The 22,706-nt window shown below is 50.7% G+C and carries 23 protein-coding genes; 3 read left to right on the top strand and 20 right to left on the bottom strand.

The annotated features are described in order from the left end of the window. Positions 1 to 38 precede the first annotated feature (38 nt). The 15 genes from EQU24_RS20115 to EQU24_RS20040 form a co-directional block, all read right to left on the bottom strand. Positions 39 to 2,321 carry an EAL domain-containing protein gene (locus tag EQU24_RS20115; RefSeq protein WP_051056254.1) on the bottom strand — a complete coding sequence of 761 codons (2,283 nt, stop codon included), beginning with the start codon at positions 2,319 to 2,321 and terminating at the stop codon, positions 39 to 41. Beyond that, the gene (locus tag EQU24_RS20110; RefSeq protein WP_014150095.1) at positions 2,308 to 2,697 is read right to left on the bottom strand and encodes a response regulator; all 390 of its coding nucleotides are present in this window, start codon (positions 2,695 to 2,697) and stop codon (positions 2,308 to 2,310) included. Before EQU24_RS20110 ends, EQU24_RS20115 begins: the two co-directional genes overlap by 14 nt. Then, complete coding sequence (locus EQU24_RS20105) at positions 2,684 to 3,085, bottom strand: response regulator (RefSeq protein ID WP_017841843.1); 402 nt, start codon at positions 3,083 to 3,085, stop codon at positions 2,684 to 2,686. The genes EQU24_RS20110 and EQU24_RS20105 overlap by 14 nt, the downstream gene beginning before the upstream one ends. Continuing rightward, positions 3,082 to 6,726: a response regulator gene (locus EQU24_RS20100; RefSeq protein ID WP_017841844.1), complete on the bottom strand. Its 3,645-nt coding sequence runs from the start codon at positions 6,724 to 6,726 to the stop codon at positions 3,082 to 3,084. Before EQU24_RS20100 ends, EQU24_RS20105 begins: the two co-directional genes overlap by 4 nt. Before the next feature lie 525 nt (positions 6,727 to 7,251). After that, positions 7,252 to 8,574 carry an NAD(P)/FAD-dependent oxidoreductase gene (locus EQU24_RS20095; RefSeq protein WP_017841845.1) on the bottom strand — a complete coding sequence of 441 codons (1,323 nt, stop codon included), beginning with the start codon at positions 8,572 to 8,574 and terminating at the stop codon, positions 7,252 to 7,254. 9 nt (positions 8,575 to 8,583) lie between these two features. Next, complete coding sequence (locus EQU24_RS20090; RefSeq protein ID WP_138767241.1) at positions 8,584 to 9,126, bottom strand: hypothetical protein; 543 nt, start codon at positions 9,124 to 9,126, stop codon at positions 8,584 to 8,586. Between the two features lie 590 nt (positions 9,127 to 9,716). After that, positions 9,717 to 12,017, bottom strand: coding sequence for an MMPL family transporter (locus EQU24_RS20085; protein WP_017841847.1), 2,301 nt, complete (start codon positions 12,015 to 12,017; stop codon positions 9,717 to 9,719). A 1-nt stretch (position 12,018) separates the two neighbouring features. Beyond that, on the bottom strand, positions 12,019 to 12,663 hold the full coding sequence (locus EQU24_RS20080; protein ID WP_017841848.1) for a LolA family protein: 645 nt from the start codon (positions 12,661 to 12,663) through the stop codon (positions 12,019 to 12,021). Continuing rightward, the gene (locus EQU24_RS20075; protein ID WP_138767240.1) at positions 12,663 to 13,292 is read right to left on the bottom strand and encodes a COG4648 family protein; all 630 of its coding nucleotides are present in this window, start codon (positions 13,290 to 13,292) and stop codon (positions 12,663 to 12,665) included. Before EQU24_RS20075 ends, EQU24_RS20080 begins: the two co-directional genes overlap by 1 nt. Positions 13,293 to 13,348: 56 nt before the next feature. Continuing rightward, the gene (locus EQU24_RS20070; protein ID WP_017841850.1) at positions 13,349 to 13,534 is read right to left on the bottom strand and encodes an addiction module protein; all 186 of its coding nucleotides are present in this window, start codon (positions 13,532 to 13,534) and stop codon (positions 13,349 to 13,351) included. Positions 13,535 to 13,536: 2 nt separating this feature from the next. After that, entirely contained in the window at positions 13,537 to 14,097 is a 561-nt protein-coding gene (locus tag EQU24_RS20065) for a hypothetical protein (protein WP_026130298.1), read from the bottom strand. Positions 14,098 to 14,099: 2 nt separating this feature from the next. Continuing rightward, positions 14,100 to 15,146 (bottom strand): sulfite exporter TauE/SafE family protein, encoded by a 1,047-nt coding sequence (locus EQU24_RS20060; protein WP_017841852.1) that lies wholly within the window; start codon positions 15,144 to 15,146, stop codon positions 14,100 to 14,102. Continuing rightward, a complete protein-coding gene (locus tag EQU24_RS20055) occupies positions 15,130 to 15,693 on the bottom strand; it encodes a Uma2 family endonuclease (protein ID WP_017841853.1) in 564 nt (187 codons plus the stop codon). Before EQU24_RS20055 ends, EQU24_RS20060 begins: the two co-directional genes overlap by 17 nt. Positions 15,694 to 15,971: 278 nt before the next feature. Beyond that, entirely contained in the window at positions 15,972 to 16,730 is a 759-nt protein-coding gene (locus tag EQU24_RS20045; RefSeq protein WP_017841854.1) for a rhomboid family intramembrane serine protease, read from the bottom strand. 51 nt (positions 16,731 to 16,781) lie between these two features. Next, entirely contained in the window at positions 16,782 to 17,072 is a 291-nt protein-coding gene (locus EQU24_RS20040; RefSeq protein WP_235726424.1) for a TIGR03790 family protein, read from the bottom strand. Positions 17,073 to 17,694: 622 nt separating this feature from the next. Here EQU24_RS20040 and EQU24_RS20035 point away from each other — a divergent pair. The 3 genes from EQU24_RS20035 to EQU24_RS20020 all read left to right on the top strand — a co-directional run bounded on the left by EQU24_RS20035 (position 17,695) and on the right by EQU24_RS20020 (position 20,449). After that, positions 17,695 to 18,282 (top strand): hypothetical protein, encoded by a 588-nt coding sequence (locus tag EQU24_RS20035; RefSeq protein WP_017841856.1) that lies wholly within the window; start codon positions 17,695 to 17,697, stop codon positions 18,280 to 18,282. Between the two features lie 151 nt (positions 18,283 to 18,433). Beyond that, positions 18,434 to 19,114, top strand: a complete 681-nt coding sequence (locus tag EQU24_RS20025) for an SDR family NAD(P)-dependent oxidoreductase (RefSeq protein WP_017841857.1) — start codon at positions 18,434 to 18,436, stop codon at positions 19,112 to 19,114. Positions 19,115 to 19,186: 72 nt separating this feature from the next. After that, positions 19,187 to 20,449 carry an NAD(P)/FAD-dependent oxidoreductase gene (locus tag EQU24_RS20020; protein WP_040575839.1) on the top strand — a complete coding sequence of 421 codons (1,263 nt, stop codon included), beginning with the start codon at positions 19,187 to 19,189 and terminating at the stop codon, positions 20,447 to 20,449. A 279-nt stretch (positions 20,450 to 20,728) separates the two neighbouring features. Here EQU24_RS20020 and EQU24_RS20015 read toward each other — a convergent pair whose 3' ends face one another. From EQU24_RS20015 to EQU24_RS19995, 5 genes are all read right to left on the bottom strand, one after another. Further along, a complete protein-coding gene (locus EQU24_RS20015; RefSeq protein ID WP_014150327.1) occupies positions 20,729 to 20,929 on the bottom strand; it encodes a hypothetical protein in 201 nt (66 codons plus the stop codon). Continuing rightward, positions 20,919 to 21,188 carry a BrnT family toxin gene (locus tag EQU24_RS20010; RefSeq protein ID WP_017841860.1) on the bottom strand — a complete coding sequence of 90 codons (270 nt, stop codon included), beginning with the start codon at positions 21,186 to 21,188 and terminating at the stop codon, positions 20,919 to 20,921. Before EQU24_RS20010 ends, EQU24_RS20015 begins: the two co-directional genes overlap by 11 nt. Positions 21,189 to 21,579: 391 nt before the next feature. Further along, positions 21,580 to 21,870, bottom strand: a complete 291-nt coding sequence (locus tag EQU24_RS20005) for a HigA family addiction module antitoxin (RefSeq protein ID WP_014150329.1) — start codon at positions 21,868 to 21,870, stop codon at positions 21,580 to 21,582. Between the two features lie 14 nt (positions 21,871 to 21,884). Next, positions 21,885 to 22,211 (bottom strand): type II toxin-antitoxin system RelE/ParE family toxin, encoded by a 327-nt coding sequence (locus tag EQU24_RS20000; protein ID WP_017841861.1) that lies wholly within the window; start codon positions 22,209 to 22,211, stop codon positions 21,885 to 21,887. 196 nt (positions 22,212 to 22,407) lie between these two features. Then, positions 22,408 to 22,641, bottom strand: coding sequence for an addiction module protein (locus EQU24_RS19995; protein ID WP_017841862.1), 234 nt, complete (start codon positions 22,639 to 22,641; stop codon positions 22,408 to 22,410). Positions 22,642 to 22,706: the final 65 nt, after the last annotated feature.

Below are 22,706 nucleotides of genomic sequence, written 5' to 3'. Positions count from 1 at the left end.
AGTAGCTTGATGCACGCGGGGAAAAGGTCTCTTTAAGTCTATTCGGATCTAGCTCGATTTGTATTTAGCTTTCGAGAAAGATAGCGATTTTCCTGGCGCAATTCGTAAATATTAAACGCATCGCCGATTACTTGGCAAAGCGCTTCGTCTTCCCACGGCTTGGTCAGAAACTTGTAGACTTCGCCATGATTGACCGCATCGATCACGGAATTTAATTCGGTATAACCCGACAGCACGATGCGTATCGTGTCGGGGTAAATGTCCTTGATCCGCCTTAGAAATTCGGTTCCGGTCATTTCCGGCATGCGCTGGTCGCAAATGACAACGCCCGGTTGATGAATCGCCATCAATTCGAATCCTTCCTTGATACTCGTAGTGCCGACGATGCGAAATCCCTTGCGTCGTAATACGCGCGTCAATGCCGAAATGATATTCGACTCGTCGTCGATTAGTAATAAGACCCGTTCCGGCTTCTCGATTTGCTTGGGCGGAATACTTCGGCCCTCTCGTAATAACAAGGTAAAATCATCGGCCGGCAATGGACGGCTGAATAAGTAGCCCTGGATTTCTTCGCAGTTGATGCCGCGTAAAAAACCCAGTTGTCCTTCGGTTTCGACGCCTTCGGCGATGACTTTCAAGCCTAAACTGTGCGCCATTCCGACGACCGCGCGAACGATCGCCGCATCGCTTGGATTAGAAGTGAGATTGGCTACGAAGGATTTATCTATTTTGATTCGGGCAACCGGAAGCCGCTGCAAATAACTGAGCGATGAATAGCCAGTACCGAAATCGTCCAATGCGAAACCGATGCCTTCCGCTGATATCTCGTGCATCGTACGGATGACTTTATCGGCATCCATCAGTACGATGCTCTCGGTCAGTTCCAATTCCAGCCATTGCGGTTCAAGACCGGTTTTCTCGAGAGTTCGCTTGACTATGTTCGGAATATCGCCGCCATGAAATTGTCTAGCCGAAAGATTGACCGCCATGCGCAACGGCGGGAGTCCTTCGTCTTGCCATTTTCGATTGAGCCGGCAAGCCTCTTGCAGCACCCATTCGCCGATCGTGTTTATCATGCCGTTTTCTTCGAGCAGCGGGATGAAGTTCAGCGGCGAAACCAAGCCGTAATCGCGGCTTTGCCAACGCAGTAAGGCTTCGGCGCCGATGATCCGGCCTGTCGATAAATCCAATTGCGGTTGATAATGCAAAATGAATTCATTGCGCTCCAGAGCGCGGCGCAATGCGGTGTCGAGATTCAGTTGCCGCCGCGATCCTTCATCCATATCGGCGAAGAAAAAACGGCAAATAGTGTCGGTGTCGGGGGAAGAGGCGGCCAGTATGGCGTGCTTGAGAACCTCCGCCGGTTCGCCGTCCAATGGAAATCTTGCGATGCCGATAAACGGGTCGAGATAGTACTCTTGCCCGTCGATCTCGACGGCCTCGGCCAAGACCTTATGAATTTCCCAGGCCAGCTCTTCCGCGACATGCAAACCTTCCGGATCTTGCAATAGCAGGGCGAATTTCGCCTCGTCGATGCGAGCGCGAGGAACGGCCGGCAATACCGATTCGAGTCTGTCGACCAGAGTCCGGATAATCGCCAGGCCGGTATTGGGTTCCAGTAAATGCAAGACGATTTGTAGCCTGCGAAGGTTGACGACCATCACGACGACTTGATGCGCGTTTCCGTTATAACAAGATTCGTTCAAGCGTTCTTCGAATAGCGCGCGGCTAGGGAGGCCGGTTTGGGAGTCGTAATAGACGAAATAGCGCATCTTACTCTCGGCGGCGGTCCGCTTCTCCTCACGGCGGATAATGTCGAGCGCGAACGAAATATCATCCACCACTTCGAGCAATAGATTGATTTCGGCGTCGCGGAAAAAGCCCGGCTCTTTCGCCGCGATATTGAAAGAGCCGACGGTCTTGCCTTCAAGCCGTATCGGAAAGGAGGCGCCTTCAAGCAAGCCTAATTGCTCGGACATTTCGATCCAGGATGAAAAGCGCGACCCGCCGGCGGTCTCCTTGTCGTTCGATAAGACGTCGAATTTGCCTTCATTTAAACTCTTGAGCTGAGTTACCGTGACGTTACCGGCAGAGGCGACCGGTATCAGGCTTCCAGTTTCCGAGTCGATCAAGCCTATCCAGGCAATCGCGAAACCGCCGCTTTCGATGGCGATGCGGCAAGCCGCAACGTAAAGTTCCTGAGGGTCTTTGGTGCGGATAATGCATCGGTTGATATGGCTCAACATCGTATAGAGCCGGTTCCTCCTCTCTAGCTCCGTTTTCGTGTGAGTTTCGCCGATAGGCGTATCACTCGATGCCATGACAGCCTCCCAGCAATTGATTGATACAGCCTTGTAAGGCCCAGCGGTCTAAAGGCTTGGTCAGGATCACGGAGATCCCGGCCGAAGTCAGGCGGGCGCGCGAACCGTCGTCATCGAGCGCCGTCAACATCACAATAGGGATTCGGCCGGTAGCGGCATCGGCTTTGAGCCGCCTGACCACTTCGAAGCCATCCATGCCCGGCATCATCAGATCGAGCAAAATCAAGTCGGGCGGGTCGAAATCGACCGCATCCAGCGCGGCTTGTCCGGACTCCACGCTACGAATATCGTAACCATTCGGTTTTAAAAGGCTTTCCACCAGTTTACGGTTAATCGGGTCGTCGTCGGTAATCAAGATTTTTTTAGGTATTGTCATGGCGTTCTTCCTTTGGGAGGTTCATCGAAAGCGTTTTTTCAACTTCTCCAAGAAAATTTTTGTACTGAATCGGTTTGGCGATATAGCCGTCGCAACCGGCCGCGATCATTTTTTCCTCATCGCCTTTCATTGCGAAAGCGGTCAATGCGACGACTTTAATATGCTTTGTAGCATCCGCTTTTTTCAAAAGACGAGTCGCTTCAAGCCCGTCGATACCGGGCAATTGAATGTCCATCAGAATTAGGTCGGGCAAATATCTTTGCGCCAGCGCGATGCCGTCTTCGGCGTTGTCGGCCCGCAACACCCGGTAGCCGGCCTTTTCAAGCAGCATGCAGACGAGTTTCATATTGATAAACGTATCTTCCACTACCAGTATTTGCGCAGTCATATTGTTCTCTTGTTCAGTCGCAAAGATCTTCGGACTTCGTTGGCGAAACTCTTGTGATTGAAACTGGATTTTTCCATGATGGCCGCAACGTTTCCGTTCAAGACGGCGCGGTCTTCGGTCGTCAAAGTCTTCGCTGTTACCACTACAATCGGAATATCGGCGGTGTCGGGGCTCTGCTTCAGTGCTTCCACGACATCGAATCCGTTGATATCTGGCATCATCAAATCCAACACCAGCAGATCGGGCCGTTCGCGTTGAGCCAGAGCGATGCCGTCCTTGCCGCCATAGGCCTTCAATACAATATACCCGGGTTCGAGCAGATAAGCTGATAACAGGTCCACGGATTTCGGATCGTCGTCGACGACCAAAACTTTAACGCCTTCCATCGGCGTTACCGGTCTTAATTTTGTCAGCACGTTAACCAATTCGTTTCGGCCTACCGGCTTTTGCAATACCGCGCTGGCGCCCAGAGCGAAGCCTTTTTGCGCGTCTGCGACTATCGATACGATGACCACCGGAATGTTCGTTGCGGGGCTATCGGATTGTTTGATACGGGCCAACAGTTCCCAGCCGTCCATATCCGGCAAAAGGATATCCAGAATGATCAGCGAGGGCTGTAGACGTGCCAGCAGTTCAAGTCCCGCTGCAGCATTTTCGGCAAGCGCTATTTCGAATCCTTCCGGCTCCAATTGCAAGCGGATCAACTCGGCGGCGACCGGGTTATCTTCGATCACCAGCGCCAATGAATACCCGGAGTCCAACTCGTTTTGCCGGTTAGAGGGGAGCCGCTCGATATGATCGGCACCGATATCGCGCCAGGGCAGCCAAACGAAGAAACGGCTGCCCTGTCCCGGCGTGCTGGCCACGGCCATGGTGCCGCCGTGGAGTTGGGCTAGTTTTAACACTAACACCAAGCCTAGCCCGGTGCCTTCGCTTTTACGGGACAGTGAGGAATCCAATTGCGAAAAGGCGTGGAATAGGCGAGGCGCATCCTCGACCGAAATTCCGATGCCGCTATCCTCGATTTCGAATTCCATAAATTGCTCGAAGTGGTTTACCGGTAAAGGCATTCGCAGACAAGTTTCCGCATCGGAAGTCCAAGCTTCGACATCGAGGCGGCTTACCTTGCGGTACCGTAGTGTCACCCGGCCATCTTCATGCGTAAATTTGACCGCGTTGGACAGTAAGTTATAAATGATCTGCTTGGTCTTACGTCCGTCGAGCATGGCCGGCCCTATCGGTTCTGCCGTTTCAAGCTGCAGCCGGACGCGGTGTGCCGCAGCCTTTTCCTTGACAATAGCAAGACTATTGCGCAGTAAATCGTCGATATCGAGCGTGTCGAGATCCAAGGCCATCTTGCCGGCTTCGATTTTCGACAGATCGAGGATGTCGTTGATCAACGAGAGTAAATGCTGGCCGCTATGAAAGATGTCGGTGACATATTCACGTTGCTCCGGCGTCATTTCTCCGATCAGCTCGTCTTTGAGTACTTCGGAAAAGCCGATGATTGCGTTAAGCGGCGTGCGTAATTCGTGGGACATATTGGCCAAAAATTCGCTTTTGATGCGGGATAAGGTTTCTGCTGCTTCTTTGGTCTGAAGCATCGCTTCTTCGGCGCGTTTTCGATCGGTGATATCGTAAACGGTCGATCGGCTTGATAAATAGCTACCGTTTTCGTCGCGAATCGCGGAAGCATTCAGTAATACCGGTAAAATCGTGCCGTCCTTGCGCAGCATCTCGAATTCGAGCTCGCGTACCCAGCCTCGTTTTTTGAAAATAGAAAAATTTTCCTCGAATGCCTTTTGGCTCGATGGTGTCAAGAGATCTAAAAAACGCATATTACCGATCACTTCTTCCCGTGCGTAGCCCAGCCAAGCCAGTTCGGTGTCGTTGATGCGAATGAAGCGTCCCTGTTCGTCCAGCGAATGATAACCGCATGGCGCTTTGTTGTAGAGGTCTTCGATTTCGTCGGCCTGCCGGCTCCGGGCTTGATCGCGCAGTCTGCAAATACCGTAAGTCAAATCGGCAGCAGCCTCCTTCAATAATTCGATTTCGACGCTGTCGAAAGCATCGGTTTCCGTGGCATAGATGCTGAGCATGCCCAAAGTTTGATGACTATCGATCAACGGTAGTGCGATGCAAGAAGCGAAGCCGCATTGCAAAGCCGCCTCGCGCCAGGAACGGTATTCCGGCGCCATGGCGATGTCGGGCACGACTATCGGACGGCCTTCGGCTATGGCTCGTCCGCAAGCGCCATGGCGCGTACTATCATTTCCCCAGCTTAGGTTTAGGCGGTCGACATAGTCCCGATCGCTGCCGGCGTGCGCCACCGGCTCGATGTTTTTGTCGGTATCGTGCTTGGCAAATCCCACCCAAGCCATTCGGTAACCGCCTTTTTCCACGATCATACGGGTGATTTCATTCAGCAAGCTTTGTTCGTTCTCGGTATGCAGCATGGCTCTGTTGCCGGCGCTCAAGACATTCAAGGCGCGGTTGGCGTGCGACAGCGCCCGGTCGGATTGCAGCAAGCGGGCCTCGCGGCTCTGTAATCGAGCGGCCGTTTGATCGAATATGCGCGCGAGACGGCCGATTTCATCACCGGATTTATCGAGGTTGGCGCGCGCGGACCAATCGCCTTCGCCCAGTCGTTGAGCCGCATCGGTTAAAATATTCATTCGATGCAAGACCAGCCATCGGCTACCGAACCAGGCAATTAACAATGCCGCCAAGCTTGCGGCCGATAGTACGGTGATGTTCCGATACAGGCGCGATTCGACCGGCTCGAAAAAAACCTGTTTCGGTACGCCGACCCGCACATGGATGCATTTTTCGTCGATCCATAGCACGGGTTCGGAGGCATATATTCGTGAAATACCGTCCACATCCTGGAACTCCTCAAATGCCCGGCAGTTGCCGTTAGGTATTTCCCTCGCCGGCGCGGATCGTCCTGTCCATTCGTAATCGGTATCCGGAACGCGCAGCAACACGGTATTATCGGTATCGATGAGCGATACCACGGTCTCGTCCGACTGTAATAACGGTGTTAGTGCCGCCCGCAGCCAAGACAGGTCGATCGAGGCATAGAGTACTTTCAATAGCTTTCCGTCCTCTGTAAAGACGGGGTGACCCATGATCAATTCGGGCGATTTTAAAGGTAGGCCGAAGATGATATCGCCGATGGCGAACTGTCGGCTAGCGATGGCGCGGCGAAACCATAATCGTTCGGAAAAATTGGCAGGGTTCTCGAAATTCAGTGCATTGCATAATAAATTACCTTCGCTATCCGTCATGCCGATGTCGGCGAACAAAGAATTTTGGCTATGAATGCGAGGCAAGGATTCTTGGCAGCGAGGCAATAGCTCGGGAACGGTGACATAAGGTATATTCGACAATAAGACCAGCGATTGCCGCGTTTCTTCGAATAGCCGATTTTGCTTGTCGGCGATCCTCGCGGCTAAAGCTCGGGTTTGTTCTCGAGCTTCTCGCTCGGCGGCCTTATGATCTTCGATCGCCGAATAGATGATTAAACCGAAAGCCGGAATCGACGACACAAAAACCAGCAACAGCAGGCGGCCTCTAAGACTAATCGATAGATTTTTAAGTAAATCTGTAGTCAAGAGCTGCATCAATGTTTTTTTCATGAATCCGCCTTGCTTAATCGATTAGTTAAGCTGAAATGAATGTTAGGCTCGCTCCCGCGTAAAAATACCTACCTACAACACACATCATCCTCTGCTTTTTGGATAAAGATTTTCCTCGTTCCCACGGAGAACCGCTCGTCGTCATACATAAATTGTAGGGTACGCTGCGCGTACCTTCATGTCGTTAAGCACCGAATTCCCTACCCGGATCAAACCATAAAGGCTGATGTTAAGCATTGGTGGGCTTGCCATGGTACGCATAGCACTCCGGTAATAACGATTTCTAACGTCGATTCTCTTTCTTATATGAAGATAATGCACCTTATCTTCTTGAGAAATGAGACGGCTATCACATATTTATTTCTGTTGACATTGCTTAACCTGGACAAGCCGAAGCCCCAAAGGCAATTGTCTTGTTAATAAAGCAACACCTTTTGCGTAATCGTCCGCAGACAGGGCGGAATACGGGAGATTTCAGGCTTCGAAATTTTCGGATTCCATTTCACTAAATCCGGGTTGCTCCGCTTAAAAATCCAAAGCTTCGATTCGTTCATGAGCTTTACCGGAAAAGCTTTCCTCAAAGCACCCTAACACGCCGGCTTCCCGGGCTAGGCGTCGGAAGTTTTCGGAGCGGTTGGTGGTTTCCGAGGCGAACAGGATGAGCTCCAATTCCAACGGCGGCATCGCTTTCATTAGGTTTTTAACGAGCTGCGGATTGACGCCGTTACAACCGAAGTCGCCGAGCGACAGGGCTCTTGAGAATCCGTAAAATTGCTGCATACGGCTTTCGCATAATTGACTGTAACGCAAGCGATGCTTTTCGTGCTTGAGCGATTCTTTGATCGCCAGCGTCGCCGCCGCCGCATTGTATAAGGCGTTTTGCACGCCGTGGGAAAATACCGGGTCGACAAAAGCCGCGGCATCGCCGATGCAGTAATAGTTTTCGCCGCAGATAGTGTCGGAATAATAAGAATAATTCGGCCTGAATTGCAGCGAGCCTTCGATGAATTGCGCAGGCTCCAGCAGGCGGCTCAAATGCGGCAATGTCTTGCAGGCGTTCAGAAAAAAGGCTTCCCGTTGCTGCCGGTCCATGCCTTTGGTGCGTTCGGTCGGCGCGATGAGGCCGACGCTGGTTTTGCCGCGCAATACGATATGCCAGATCCAGCCGTCTTCAAAGGACATGACAAAGGTAACCGGCTTGATTCGATTTAGTTCTTCTTCGCTATGACTTTGACGATCGACGCCGACAAATCGTGAGTTTTCAAAATAACCCCACAACGATAAAAAATTCGTCTGCGAACTGATGGTGCGGCGGGTTTTAAACTGGTTGGCCAACAAAGAGCTCGGGCCGCTCGCGTCGACGACAAAGCGGCAACGAATGCTGCCGTCATCGTTACTGCGGCCGCGCTTGTCGGTATAGTGTACTTTCGGCCAAAGGCTGTCGGAAAGGTCGATTTTTTTGACCGCGACTTCGTGAAACACCCGGGCGTCGCAGCTTTGGGCATGCTTTAGCAGGATGTCGTCGAAAATATCGCGTTCGACATGCAGGCCGGGGCGGGTATAACCGAAGTCCGAAAAGCGGATTTGTTTGATCTTGCCGTTCCAGACCGTGATGCTGCCGGCTTTAGCGAGAAAGCCTTCATGTTCGATTTTTTCCGATACGCCGGTCATATCGGTAAATTTCCAAATATGCGGAATCAGGCTTTCACCGACTTGATTGCGAGGGAAAGTCGCCCGGTCGAGCAACACGACATCGATGCCGGCTTGCGCCAGATGCGTGGCCGCGCTGCTTCCGGCCGGGCCGCCGCCGATCACCAGAACGTCGCAAGAGCTGGGGATAGCAGTCATAAAGTGACCTTACAAATCGCCCAAAACGGCCTTTGCCGTCGGATGCGTCATCCATTCGGCGACATCGCGGCCTAAGGTTTTAACGCAGCGGCCCAGAATGGCGCAAGTGCCTTTATAGGCGCCGAACATGCCGCCTCCGGAATAACGCCGGGCCTTGAAATCGCCCAACTCTTTGCCGTTTTCAGTGAGCGTTCCGGTAATCGTGACGGTTTTAGGACCCGACCATGCTCCGCCGGCAGCGCCTTGCACTTCATCGATCGTGACGGTTAGAACTTTCGCGTCCGCAGGGCCTGTTTCGGTATCGGTAAGGATATCGGCATATTGCCGCGCGGCATTTTCCTTGATGAACTGAGATAGCTTGCCGTCTAGGTTGCATTCTTCTTTAACTGCGCCTCGAATATAAGACTCGTCTTTAAACGCGATCGGTTTAATGATCAAGGTGCCGGTACCGCTGGTTTGTATCGGCTGGGCGCTCGATTTGTTGGCTTGCGAAGCACAGCCGCTCAAGCTCAACAGAAAAACCGATAACATCAAATAAGTTAACTTCATCATTTCCTCCTCTTAGTATTAATAAACAAGCGTATAAGCATAGCATGCCGGCATTTAATTGAACGGCGTGTTTTTGAAGCCTTCAATCCTTTCATCTTAGAAAAGCATTTCACCCTGGAAATCATGAAGAATAAGAATTCAATTCAATAATTTACTGTGAAAGCTCGTAGATTTGGACTCTTTATCTAATTTTTCGATATACAGCGCTTGACAGAGCAAATGCCGGTTCCGAAGAGGGTGCGGTTGCTCGATCGACAGGCGTCGGCGGCAGGGCAGATTTTTGCTCCTGCAAAATCTGCATTCACGCCATCCTTGGCATTCGAGCCGCCGTCGAGCCTACATGGACGTATTCACGGCGTCCTGTCGGGCGAGTGACCGCACCCTCCCCACGCCCCGAATTTTCGTTTGCCGGGGTGATTGCTGGTCCTTCAAGAACATTATTATGCAGTTGCATAGAGCCTTCGTTTACTCAAGAGGTTGGCAAGAAAGTTTAGATAATCTCTTGAAGTATTTCATGATCTTCATGGTTAAACTGCTGAATTTAGGGTCGGTCAATGCCGATTTTTACCGTTATGCCGGCGTTTTAGTGTGTCTCAGGAATCTTCCCTGTGCTTGATAATCAGCGGACAAAACAAAAAGCCCAGCAACACGCCGAGCACGACGACACCGGCCAGAATTCTTAGCGACGTGCTCTCGGCTGTACCTAGACAACCGAAAGCCAGCGCGCTGGTCGACATCGAGGCGGCCATCGCTTGATAGGTTAGTTTGATATCGCCGCCGCGATTTTCCTGGTAAAAAATACCGTAATCGACACAGATTGCGACGACCAACAGAAAACCGACCAAATGCAGAAAACTGATCGCCGCGCCGCCGAGCGACCAGAGACTTAAAATGAACAGCGCCGCCAGTACCGCCGGCAATAGGGTTTGTAGCGTTTTTACCAGGCTTCGGTAGCGCACGGCCAATAGCAGCACGATAATGAATAAACCGGCCGCCAGCAAAGTTTGCGCCCGCTCGGTATAGTCGCGGGTCATGTCGTTGAGCATATCTCGCTGGCTGAAATAGCGTGCATCCTCTATCGTAGCTAGCGCCGCCCGTAGCGCTTCGGGTTCATGTTCGGCCAGCCAGATCATCACGACGCTTTGACGCTCCGTGCTGATGATGCGGCTGTCGATCAATCTTTTGACCGGTGTTTCGAATACCTGCTCTAATGTCAGCGCGTCCTGCTTCGGATAGTCGAACCGACCTAGCCGTTCGACCGACAAGCCCTGTTCTCGCAGCGCCTGTTGCCAAAGCTGCCGATTGGCGTCGGTCAGATGGTCTTGCAATAGGGCTTGATTAAGTTCTTGCTGACGTGTCGATAGTAACCACGGATACAGGCCGAAATACTCGTTTAGATCGCCTTGTTGTTTTAATCGATCCAGCACCGGATAAACTTGCTCGGCTTTTTGCAGTGCGGTTTCGATGTCTTGCCCGGTAATCAGCACGAAACGCCCCGGCTCGATACTGACCATACGCGCCCTGATTCGTTTATCGTTTTCTTTCAGATAATCCAGTTCCGGCGTTAGATCCTGCATGTCTTCGAGCCAGCGTAACGACGGTAAGGCGAATAACGACGAGCCCAGCAGCGCCAACAATACCGTCAATAGCCAAGGCCGGAAACGCGCGCAGAAGCTTGCCCAACGCGCGACTAGCGGAACCTTTAACGTTCTGCGGTCGTCGCCCGCGACCAATCCCGGCAAGATGAAGCGAGTCAACAATAAAGCGGCAATGATACCGGTGCCGGCATAGATCGCTATTTGTTGAAATCCCGGATAACCGGACGCGCCTAAGGCGGCATAACCGACTAAGGTCGTTATGCCGCCCAGTAACAGGCTGGGCCAGATTCTAATAATTGCCGCGGTCTTGTCCTCGGCGCGAACCGTTTGCGCGTGCGCAATCGCATGTATCGGGTAGTCGATGCAGATACCGATCAGCGTGGAGCCGATCGCGATAGTCATGCCGTGCACATAGCCGAACACCCAAGCGGTGCTCAATATCGCGCTCAAGATCACGATGATCAATAAGGTGAACACTTGCAGTAGCGCCCCAAACGAACGAAACAACAGCAGAAACAACGTCATTAGCGCGAGCGAAGAAAGGATACTGATTTGGACGATATCGCCCTGAATCAATTGTTGCGTTGCTGCCGCGAACACCGGAACGCCGGTCATTTCCAGTCGCCATGACTCCGGCCGGTCATGCATCAGTTCTTTGAAGGCTTGTTCGATCGCCGCCTGAATTCGGCTTTGTTGCGGCGCGTCCAATCCGGCCATTTCGGTTTCCAGGATCAGATTCCGGTATTGCGTATTGGCGATGCCGGCTTGTTGCATTTGCGCACCGACGGTGCGAAAGCCGTTCAGCGTCAATAACAAGGGATCTTGCAAGGCGATGCTTTTGACCATCGCGCCCTGCGGAGACAATAGCGCTCGTTTCAAAAACTCGGCTCGTTGCGCCAAGCCTTGCGGCGTGAACAGCTCTGCCAAATCCTGCTCCGGCTTAAGGCTGTACAGCGCGCCGGCGTAATCGCGGTATAGCACTTGCACCGCTTCGATGTTTTGGTTTTGTCGTTCGGGCGACCAGACTTCGAGCACGCCGTCGATGGCATTCAAGCGTTCTTGCAGCGTCTCAATGAAAGCGCCGGTCACCGGCTTGCCGTCATCCGAGCCGACCGAAATCAAATAGCGCCGCGACAATGCGCCGGACTGCATTTCGCTCGCGAGCAGCAGTTCCTCGGCATTGTCGCCGGCGACGATGAAGGCGGACAGGTCGGTCTTGAATTCGACCGTCAGTGCCACCAGTAATGACAGCAATGGCGGCAACAGATAAAACAGGCTCTTGCGTCGGTTCGGCAAATCAGTTCCCCTGCAATTCTTTATACAAGCGATTCACTTCGGTTTCGATCGCCTCGCCTTCAGCATCCTTGCGCAACAAAAATTCGCTGAAATCGCCGTCGGCCTGCCTGATTTCGATACGCTCGGCTTGTTGTCCGGGCTGGCCGGAAATAACGACAGTCAGTCCGGATCGATCTCCGCGCCTGGGTTTCAGCGTCATAAGCCAGTCTTGCTCCCGGGCGTCGAAATTGACGCGATACACCCGATGCAGTAAGGCCACATCGGCATTGACCAAGGCATTGAAGAAGGCGATATGCAAGCTTAGCGGATTGGCCGCGTCCAACTCGCCGCGATGGCGTACATTAGCCGCCGGATCGAAATAGAACATCCGGTCGCCCTTGATGCCCATCAAGACCCGCTCCGGTTGCAATTGCTCTTTGATCATCAAATCCGGCGCAAGCGAGTACAGATATCCGCTGCCTTGCCAAGGTTGGTCGATGAGTTCCAGTATGCGGGTTTCTCGATAGGCGATTCGTACCGCCGTATCCGATTGCATCCTTTGCATGACTTTCCACTCGGTATCGACGGCATGGGCAGCATTTGCCGATAACAATATCGGCAACAAAAGAAATGTTGAGCAAAATGATGTGATGTTAGGTTTTTTCATTAACGCGCCTGCACATCCATCCAGATTCTACGTCCGTTGACGATCATCGTTTTAATCGTCGAGCGCGGGTCGGGAATGCCCAGGCCGGGAAAGCGGAAATGGCGATAAATGTATTCTCCGATCATCAGAGCGCCGATCATCGCATAGATCAATGCGCCGTTATAGAGTGTCCACCAAAAGTCGTTGCCCCAGATTGCCAAGACTGTACACATCGCGGCATTGAATGCGAAAAATCCGGTCCAGAGCAGGGTCAATTGACGGCAATAGACAAGAATTTCGGGAGGAATTTCCGGAAACTCCAACCTTACGAAGCTTTCGATAAACGGCGGTCCCTTGTCTTTGAGCAAAGTCCGCCCGAAAACGCCCATCAACATGAGTTGAATCAATACCGGCAATATTTTCGCGGTTACGGTTTGCAGATAATACGCGCCCAACAGCAAGGCAAGCGCGAACAGTCCTTTGTAGATTTTGACTCTCAGGCTGGGCGCGGCCAACGCCCGCATGAGATAGATGCCGGAAAAAATAGCCGGCGCCAACCAGACCATCCCGCTTTCAATCCCCCGGTAAACCAGATACGGATAGGACAAAAACAAGCCGGTGGCGATAATGCTTTTTATGAGGGCGGTCATATCGAACAAGGATACATAATAAGGAAAAAAGCAAGAATGGGCTTAGCGCCGACCACTCATTTGTTAAGGGAAAAACACTTCGCTTCGCCTCGTTCAATACGTAAGCGTCTTTCGTCGAGAACATCTCGGTGCCAATCAGGCATGCCAATTTCAGTTTCGTCACGAACCAAGGAGTCCCAAATTGCCTCCATGGTTTCAAGACGTTCTGTCGTAGTCATTTTGTTGATTTCAAATGTATTCATAATCATTCCTCGACCCAGCTCACCTTGCTGTCTTTGAAATGCACATTGAAACGATTAAAACGGTGGCTCCAGTAAACCCAGCGGTTGCCGTCCAAGTTCGGCGTTTCGGTGATCGGCGGATAGCCGATCGCGACTAGTACTGCGTCCTTGCTCATGCCTTTAGCTACCGTGCCGTTTTGAATATGCTGCTTTTCCAAGGCGTTGAATCGCGATAGATCGACTTTGTTCGACGCGAATAATTTATCGAAGGCCCGGTAGACGTCATCTCCGGTATGTTTTTGAACATTTTTTATCGTCAAATGCTGGCTGGAATTATCGACCTCGACTTCGATCGTTTTATTGGTCATTTTCAATAGCCTAACCGGGGTATTGACCGGAATCGACGCGCCGCGCCGGTAATTGGTCGTCGGATGCACGCCTTTTTCGTAACGCATCACGAATTGCGTGTAGTAGGTGGCCCCCAATGAGATATGTGACGGCAGGGCTTCGGGCTTGATGGCCCTGGTGCAGGAGGCCAGCGAAAACAGTATTAATAAAAATAAACCGCGATTAGTCATACGCATCATCATTCTCCTTTACAGGCCGGCCGGTAACGTGCCGATCGGGCCATTCGATAATAGAACCACAAAAAAATGACGAAAACCGTCATGCTGATGCCGATAATATTAGCAGTTAATGGAATCAATATCAGCGAGCTGAGCAACTCGACCAGGATCAATAGGATCAAAATCACGGCAATGGCCCGACTATTCAGTTTTGTACAGCAATAAGCGCCCAATGGCGCGCCGATCACGACGACAGGCACCGCCGCCAGCCAGTAACGCTCAACCGTCGCGTTGAAGCTATCCAGCAAGAACCCATGCAGCGCAAATCCGGCCAGCGCATTGACCGCCATCAAGATCACCGACGTCGGCGTCGACACCTTTTCCGATAAACGGAACCACAACACCATCACCGAAAAACAAATGATATCGATGCCGCTACCGACCAAGCCGGTCATGCCGCCACCGACGGTTCCGATCAATAGCCAAATGGCTTTTTCGCGCGCGCCGAAAAACGGCAGCGTGTCATTATACAGTCGCTTTTGCCAAGTCAAGATCGTCAACGGCAATGCAAAAGCAGCGATCATCGCGGTGAATAGCATTTTTAACAGAGCGGGCGGTAGCAAGGGCGCCAATGCCGTAGAGCTAATCGAAACCCCGACCAAACCGCCCAAACTGGCCCAGGCAATGACCGGCCAGGCAACCGAAACGCGTAGCGCGATAATCGTCAACGACGCGGCGGTCATGCCGACGCTTTGAATGGCCAATGAGAAGATCTTGGCATCGAGCGGCGCGATATGCAGCACTTTCGTGAACACAGGGAAAGCGACCGCCCCGCCGCCTTCGCTGGTCGCGCCGGCGATGAACGAGCCGAAGACCATCGTCAAAGTGACGGCCCAATTTTCTTCGATGATCGATAGGCTATCCGGCGAGCTGTAGGCGTACCAAATCAGCCAAACCGCAAGTGCCAAAGCCGTGCTAAACAGTAATGGTTTATTTAAACGGTCGGTTGGATGAATTACCGTTTGATTGTCGATCAAGGCTGGTGAACGCTTAATCCGCAAGAACATCCTCAAAAATTTCAGCGAGCGGAACCGTTAATTCGAGACTGGAAAATCGGCAATCTTGTTGGCCGGTGTAATCATGCAGCATCCATTCGTTGTCCGAAGTCCGCCGATAACACTCCACCCGTAGCGCGTCGATATCGACGATGACATATTCCTTGAGCGACTCCAAACTGCGGTATGCGGCGAATTTAGGGCCCCTGTCAAATGCCTCGGTGGAATCGGACAATACTTCGGCGATGAGCGTCGGATGGGCTAAAAATTGCCCGGCCTTGCGGTCTTCCGGATGGCAAGTCACCATGACATCGGGATAGAAGAACGCGTCGGCCGACTCGACCCGCAGTTTCATGTCGGCCATGTAGGATTGACAAGGCGTACCGCGTAATCGTAGCTTAAGCGCGGCCAATAAGTTACCGGTAACGAGAACATGCTCGCGCCGCGCGCCGACCATCGCGAAGGTCTCGCCGGCAATGTATTCGTGTTTCTCGGTTTGGGATTCCTCCCAGGCCAAAAAACCGTCGACGGTAAATGTTAATGATTCTGCTTGTTGCATAAATCTATTTATCCTGAGAATCTTAAAGAATATGCACAAAATAACTTCTACAAGTAGTAGGCTTTGCGGAGGTTCGGTGACTCGCTTGGCAGGACGCCGTGAATACGTCCCTGTAGGCTTGACGGCGGAATCTGATTGCCAAGGATGGCATGAATGCAGATTTTGCAGGAGCAAAAATCTGCCCTGCCGCCGACACCTGTCAATCGAGCCACCGAACCCCCTTCCAAAGTTGTCGACGTTGTTTCATGCTCGTTCCTAAATGACAAAATGGTAACGAATCAAAACCGGTCATCGGGTCGACGGCCGGCCATTAGCGCGTTATGTTCGGCCAGATAGTCGGGGCGGTGCATCGGTTTGATTAAAATCAGTCCTGCGACAAAACCGCCTGCATGCGCCCAAAAGGCGACACCGCCGGCTTCATCGCCGATTGCCGGAATGCCGCTCAACAATTGAATCAAAAACCAATAACCCAGCATAAAACCGGCGGGAACGGAAAACGAAGTGATATAAAAACCAATCGGTATTATCGTATGTACCCGTGCTCTTGGATATAGCCGGGCATAAGCGCCCATGATGCCGCCGATCGCGCCTGAGGCGCCTACCATAGGTATCGCGGCTCCCGGATTGCTATAAATCTGGGCCCCCGCCGCGGCGATTGCGCAAAGCAAATAAAATACTACGAATCGAAAGCTACCCATCACATCCTCGACGTTATCGCCGAAAATCCATAAAAACCACATGTTGGCGATTAAATGAAACCAACTCCCGTGCAAAAAGGCATGAGTCAACAGGGTGCTATTGCCTGTTTCGCCGCTCAGAATACAGCCGTAGTTCGCAGTGACCTGAATTGTCATGCCTTTGGGCACCGTATTCAATAATTCACCCGGAATCAAACCGTAATGACACAGCGACTTAACCAATGCAGCCTCTCCGCCGGCACCTTGAAGCAATAGCCATACCGCGATATTCGCCGCAATGATTACGATCGTGATCACGGGAGGGCGAACGGTGGGGTTATCGTCTCGTATCGGTATCATTTTTAATCTCGGTAGGCTTTAATGCCTCTCACACTAAAACTTTTTTGCAGGCTAGGCAAACGGTTTAGCAAGCGGTTTGCCGATAAAGATACCTTGGCCGGGCCGCGCAACGCTTTTCCGATAGGCTTCAATTAGCGTGCTGCCTCTCAGATAATAAAACATCAGTACACCGGGGTGCGGAAATTTTTCCGGAAAATTGCAAGGCTCGATTACGGTCCCATAACTGCCGGTGACGCCGGCCTCAATCCACTCGATGATGCTCAGCTTACTGCCGGTTAACACGCCGCCGGTCGATGTCAAGTGATCGCCAACGGTTCCAGCAATTCCCAATTTGGAGATCAAAAAGGGTGTGGGGTATGCTTGGCGAGGATGTCGGCAGCAGGGCAGATTTTTGCTCCTGCAAAATCTGCATTCACGCCATCCTTGGCGCTCGAGCTGCCGCCAAGCCCCCATGGATGGGTTTACGGCGTTCCTCGACAGGCATACCCCACACCCTAAAATCGGCGAAACTGCTCAAACTGGGAATTGCTGCAACGATTCCGGGCGGGTAATGATTATCTAGAGGGACGTATTCACCCAGCAACTAAATTCCATAGTTGATTGGCTATGTTTAACTATCTTGGATAATTTTAGGTGCTGGGTTCACGGCGCTCTTTGATGGGCCCCATACGCCGAATTTTGATCTACGAAGATGGGTATACATGGAGGTGTGCGGGTTTTTGAGGAAAAATCCGCCAAATACTTCGCAGCCTTTATTTATTGCTGAAAGATGGGTCGTGATAGGTAGATGGTCAAGAGAAACAATTCGCATCAGAGTTGACAGTTCCACGTTATAAGCTAATTTTTATTTGATAACAGTAGATTGATCTTTTCTTTTCTGGGCGTCATCGGAAGTCATGGGACATTAAAGGACTCACATAACATCGTAGGTGCGTGCCTATTTGATTGTCGAAGGTATAAATTTATGAGCATATATTTGAGAGATGATAGCGACAACATTGTTCATCAGGTCATGGCGCAACAGCAAGCGAGTTCATGCGCCGTTGCCAGTATTTGGATGGCGCGAAATCAAGCCAAACAGATGACAATTGATGAATCGGAATGGGCGTTGGCATGGAGTATGTATCACCGAGTGGTTCAGGATGCGGGTTTTATCCCGGAAGCGCCTGCACCTATGTCTTTAGATCCAAGCGCGCATAGCAATGACCAGAATACCTTTGGAAACATGTTTTCAAGAATGGGGACATTCATGGATCAGGTCGCCCAAGCACTTAGAAATGATGGCCTGAGGGTGACCTTCAAAACTAGGTTTTCACCCGGAATAACGGTCGATGCTTGGCGGCTTTCAGATACTACTCCCGCGATTATTTTGCTCGGTTGGTACAATGGAGCACGCCGAAATGGCGGTCATTTCATTGTCGCATCGCGCAGAACATCACGCGGTCACATCGTATACCTCGACCCTTGGGAAGGGCAATTGCGCGAATTAGGTATCGGTCCTCAATATCTGTCTACAGGCCGATTTGAGCAGGTTATTTATATTTCGACTTGAGCTAATAGAAAGCAGCGTAATCGAACGATATAGGTATAGTGTGGCTGCCGAGATCCTCGCCAAGCATACCCCACACCCTTTTTGATCTTTAAATTGGGAATTGCTGCTGTTCACTCGATACCCTGCATTGATTGACCATTGAGGACGGACCATGCGTAAAATTTTGATCATAGGTGCTAGCAGTGGTATCGGCGCGGCTCTTACCCGCTTGGCTCAGGGGCAATTCCAAACTTATTCCGTCAGTCGTTCAGACGCAGAACCGGGTTTGTCGGAACATTTTAACTGCGATGTCTTAACCGACGCCTTACCGGCGTTGGACGAGCCATTGGCCGGCTTGGTTTATTGTCCCGGCAGTATCAACTTAAAACCCTTCGCAACGATCAAACTCGATCAGTTTCGGCAGGATTTGGAACTCAATCTGCTGGGCGCGGTGCGCTGCTTGCAGCATTATCAGCGTAATCTTCAGGCTGCGGATACGGCCTCGGTCGTGCTTTTCAGCACCGTAGCGGTGAATACCGGTTTTCCATACCATGCCACAGTGGCGGCCGCTAAAGGCGCGGTGGAAGGTTTGACCCGCTCCTTGGCTGCGGAATGGGCTCCGAAGATACGCGTCAATGCGATTGCTCCGTCATTAACCAACACCCCGTTAGCCGAACGTTTGATACGCGAAGACGCTAAAAAACAGGCTGCCGCCGCGCGCCATGCGCTGAATCGCATCGGTGAAGCCGAGGACATCGCTCAGATGGCCTTGTTTTTATTGTCCGACAAAGCCAGTTGGATTACCGGTCAAATCATGCGTGTCGACGGTGGAATATCGGCAGTCAGGACTTAGTCGTTTGGAATTCGCCTCAGCCTTGCATTTGCTGGTTCATTGGTTCACTTTTTGGAAAAGGAGATGGCGGTCATGAGTAAAAAGTACCATACGGTTGTAATCGGCGGCGGTTGTTTGGGCGCTGCCTGTGCTTTTTCGATAAGGCGCAAGCTCGGCAACAAAGCAGAAAAGGTGGCTATTGTAGAGAAAAAAGTATTGGGTGCGGGTTTGAGTTCTCGCCATAGCGCGATTGTCCGCTCGGCCAATGCGTCGCCAATGGCGGCAAGGATGGCCAAAATAGCCACACAGTATTGGAAAAATCTGCAACCGATTTGGGGTGTCGATATCCCTTTTGAACAGTCAGGGGCTATTTGGATCGCCGAGAGTCATTTCGGAAAGTCCTCAAAAAATTGGATGGACTTAGAGCAAGCAATGCAAAAAGAAGGCATCGATTTTACGATGATTTCTCATCAAGATGTGACCGAACTCACTCGGAATGCGGTTAAAATCGTCCCGGAAGAAATCTATTATTATGAGCCTGACGTTCTTCAGTTGGATTCCCCGCAAATCTTGAATGCAATGCAGACGGCCGCTCAAAAAAATAACATCGACATTTTAGAGCATTGCGAGGTCTTTGATTTTGAGCAAGATACTCGGAATGATATTACCGCCTTACACACCAGCCAGGGCAAAATCCTGACGAAGCATGTGGTCAATGCCGCAGGCGGTTGGAGTTCGGAATTGTTTGCCGGCATCGGTTTGCGCATTCCCGTGGCATTGGAGCCCGTGTACGCGGCTAATTTTTTGGTGAGTGTCAGCGATATTCCGGAATCAATGCCGATTATCGCCGACTATGTCAATCAAGCCTATTTTAGACGCTGGCGCGGCAGTATTTTGCATATGCACCAACCGAGACGGCGCAATGCTAAAGATATTGCCCGTTCATTTAGCCGAGCAGCGATGAATCCCGATGGTGCCAATGTCATTTACGACGCGTTGAGTTTTAACGTTAATCATCAGCAACTCGACAACTATCTCGGCAAAATCATTAGCCGTTTTCCAAGAATCGGAAAACCCGTTTATGCCGGAGGCTATCATTCATTTTTCGATATTACGCCCGATTTAAAATTCATTCTGGGGTCTGACACGCGAGTAAGTAATCTCTATCACTGCTTGGGCGCCGGCCAAGCTTTGAAATATGCGCCGATTTTCGGCGAGATCATCGCTGAATTAATCGTTGAAAAGCGCATGCCGGCCGATTCGATAGACATTGAGGAATTTTCCATAGCGCGATTCGCCGATAAAGACTTGTCTGAATATTGGCGTAGCGATTCTTTACAGCCGAGTGCTTTGTGAGTCGATAAGCAAAAGTTATCCGATCGAAAGTATTGTGCTTATGCTATAAAAAGTAACTTGACTACTTTTATAGAGCGCATCCCCCATGATGTAAAAGTAAGGACTGATCACTCACTTTTCTGACTTCGCTCTTCCTATTAGGGCGCTAATTGTTAGGGATTGAACTATGTAGCCCGTACCAGCGCATACGACTTACGCGAAGGCCATGGCTCGAAACCCCGGATTTCGCGCTGCTCTATCCAGGCTACGGCCTACCTAGCTGTCGGTTCCTACCCCGAATTATATTGCCATGCCATGTTCTTTTGCATATTCACGTAATGCCTTATTAACGGACTCTGAAGTTGGGAATAGTTTATGTAATTCAGGAGAGATAACCATAATATTAGTTCCTTCCCTATAGCGTTTAACATATTTTCCTCGCACCCCTGATTTGATAAGCTCTTCCGGGTACTCTTCTCGTAATGTATCTTCATTGTTCATATGCTTTATGCTCTCGATTAGTCATGCGCCTTGCAGATATAATGCGAATGTTATCACCTCTTTCTGTGAAAGAAACCACTAGAGGCGTACCCTTTTGTGAAACACCAAAAAGCAAATAGCGTTCTTCCTCGTAAGAGTGGTCCGGGTCTAAAACACAGGATGAAAAATCATCGTTAAACACTTCGCTGGCTTCAAAAAAAGAAATGCCATGCTTTTTCTGATTAGAAAATGCTTTGGTTTCATCCCATTCAAAATCCATGAGTACTTTTATCGTTTAGGTTAAAAAGTTTTGTTGAATGAGTATAACGAGTGATATAAAGCTTTAAAAGCAATAACAAACAAATCTTTTGTACACGACAAACCGTTTAAAAATTTTATAAAACGATCGGGATTCGTGTGATCAATGTTGCTCGCCAAATCTTTGTGGCGTCATACCTTCTCTCAACGACACCGCTCTTTATACCGCTGACCGTGATGCTTTGCTTGATTATTGATGAATTGAGTTCGGGAAAAAACATCCATCAGGATTTTTTCAGCATGCTATTTGAGGCTGGGGGATAACGTGGGGGGATTTTACTATTCGACAAATAACTGCGGGTTTGGGCTGGTTTTTACAGGAGCGGAGCGACGACTTCCATTGGAGCCCATTGCTATATACCCGCAGCAACCAAAGACTCGACATGATACTCAGGTCTATGAGCCGACAGATCATGAGTCGATTGCAGATTAAGCCAAAATTCAGGGGACGTATTGAAAGCTTCAGAAAGTAGCCAGGCAGTATCTGGCGTAATACCACGTTTACCACGTACAATCTCATTAACGCGTTGAACGGATATACCTAAATGAATAGCCAGGGCTTTTTGGGTAATCTCAAGAGGCTCAAGAAACTCTTTAAGTAATATCGTACCTGGGTGTGTTGCAGTTCTGTTCGTCGGAATCATACGTCACCTCACTATTAGTGATAGTCCATAATTTGGACATCATGAGCTGCATTGGCCTCCCAACGGAAAACAATGCACCATTGATTGTTTATACGGATACTGTGAAAACCCTTGAGATCACCTTTGAGTGGTTCCAGTCTGTTTCCAGGCGGAGATTTAAGATCGTCAAGGTTTTGAGCAGCATTGATTATGTCCAGCTTATACAGCGCCAATTCATGAATCTGGTTGGGCAGTTTTCTAGCTTTGTTGCTGGAAATTCCGTGAAACAAATCTGAAGTGGCCTTATCACCGAATGAAACAATCATGATACCGATATTAACGGATTCACGGTATTCATGCAATTTTTAGCGTTAAGGTAAGGGCCGCGTCCCTTTGACCGACTTATTAGGCCGGCAAACAAACCCCAAGGCTAAAAAGCTACCCGCCAAAACAACAATTTAGGGTTTTCACTCTGTGCCCAATTATTAATGACAAATGTAAGGCCTGACCTCGATGCTCCTTCGTACTCTGTAAAGGCATCGGGGTGGAACTCATACCTCATCGAGTAAACACCCGACGCACACGTTCCAATACTTCATCGCCGGGGATAGTCTGTACAAGTCCCGCTCGGACATCGTCACGGCGTCGCCGCGCCTCGGTTGACCAAAGTTGTTGAATATAACCGTCTTCTGCCGGGTCAAGGCTTTCTACAAGACGGTCGGCGAGCAAAGCGCGTGCTTCACTAGGCAAAGCGAGAGCCTCTTCGGCAATTTGTTCGACTGTCAAAATCATAACGATAGACCTTTTTAGCAATACGTTAGAAATATACCAACGAAGAGTTCAGTTGCCCCTTTGCT

The sequence above is a fragment of the Methylotuvimicrobium buryatense genome (genome assembly GCF_005931095.1).
Classification (GTDB): domain Bacteria; phylum Pseudomonadota; class Gammaproteobacteria; order Methylococcales; family Methylomonadaceae; genus Methylotuvimicrobium; species Methylotuvimicrobium buryatense.
Note: the sequence above shows the minus strand (reverse complement) of the source record. Positions and strands in the feature narration are given on the sequence as shown.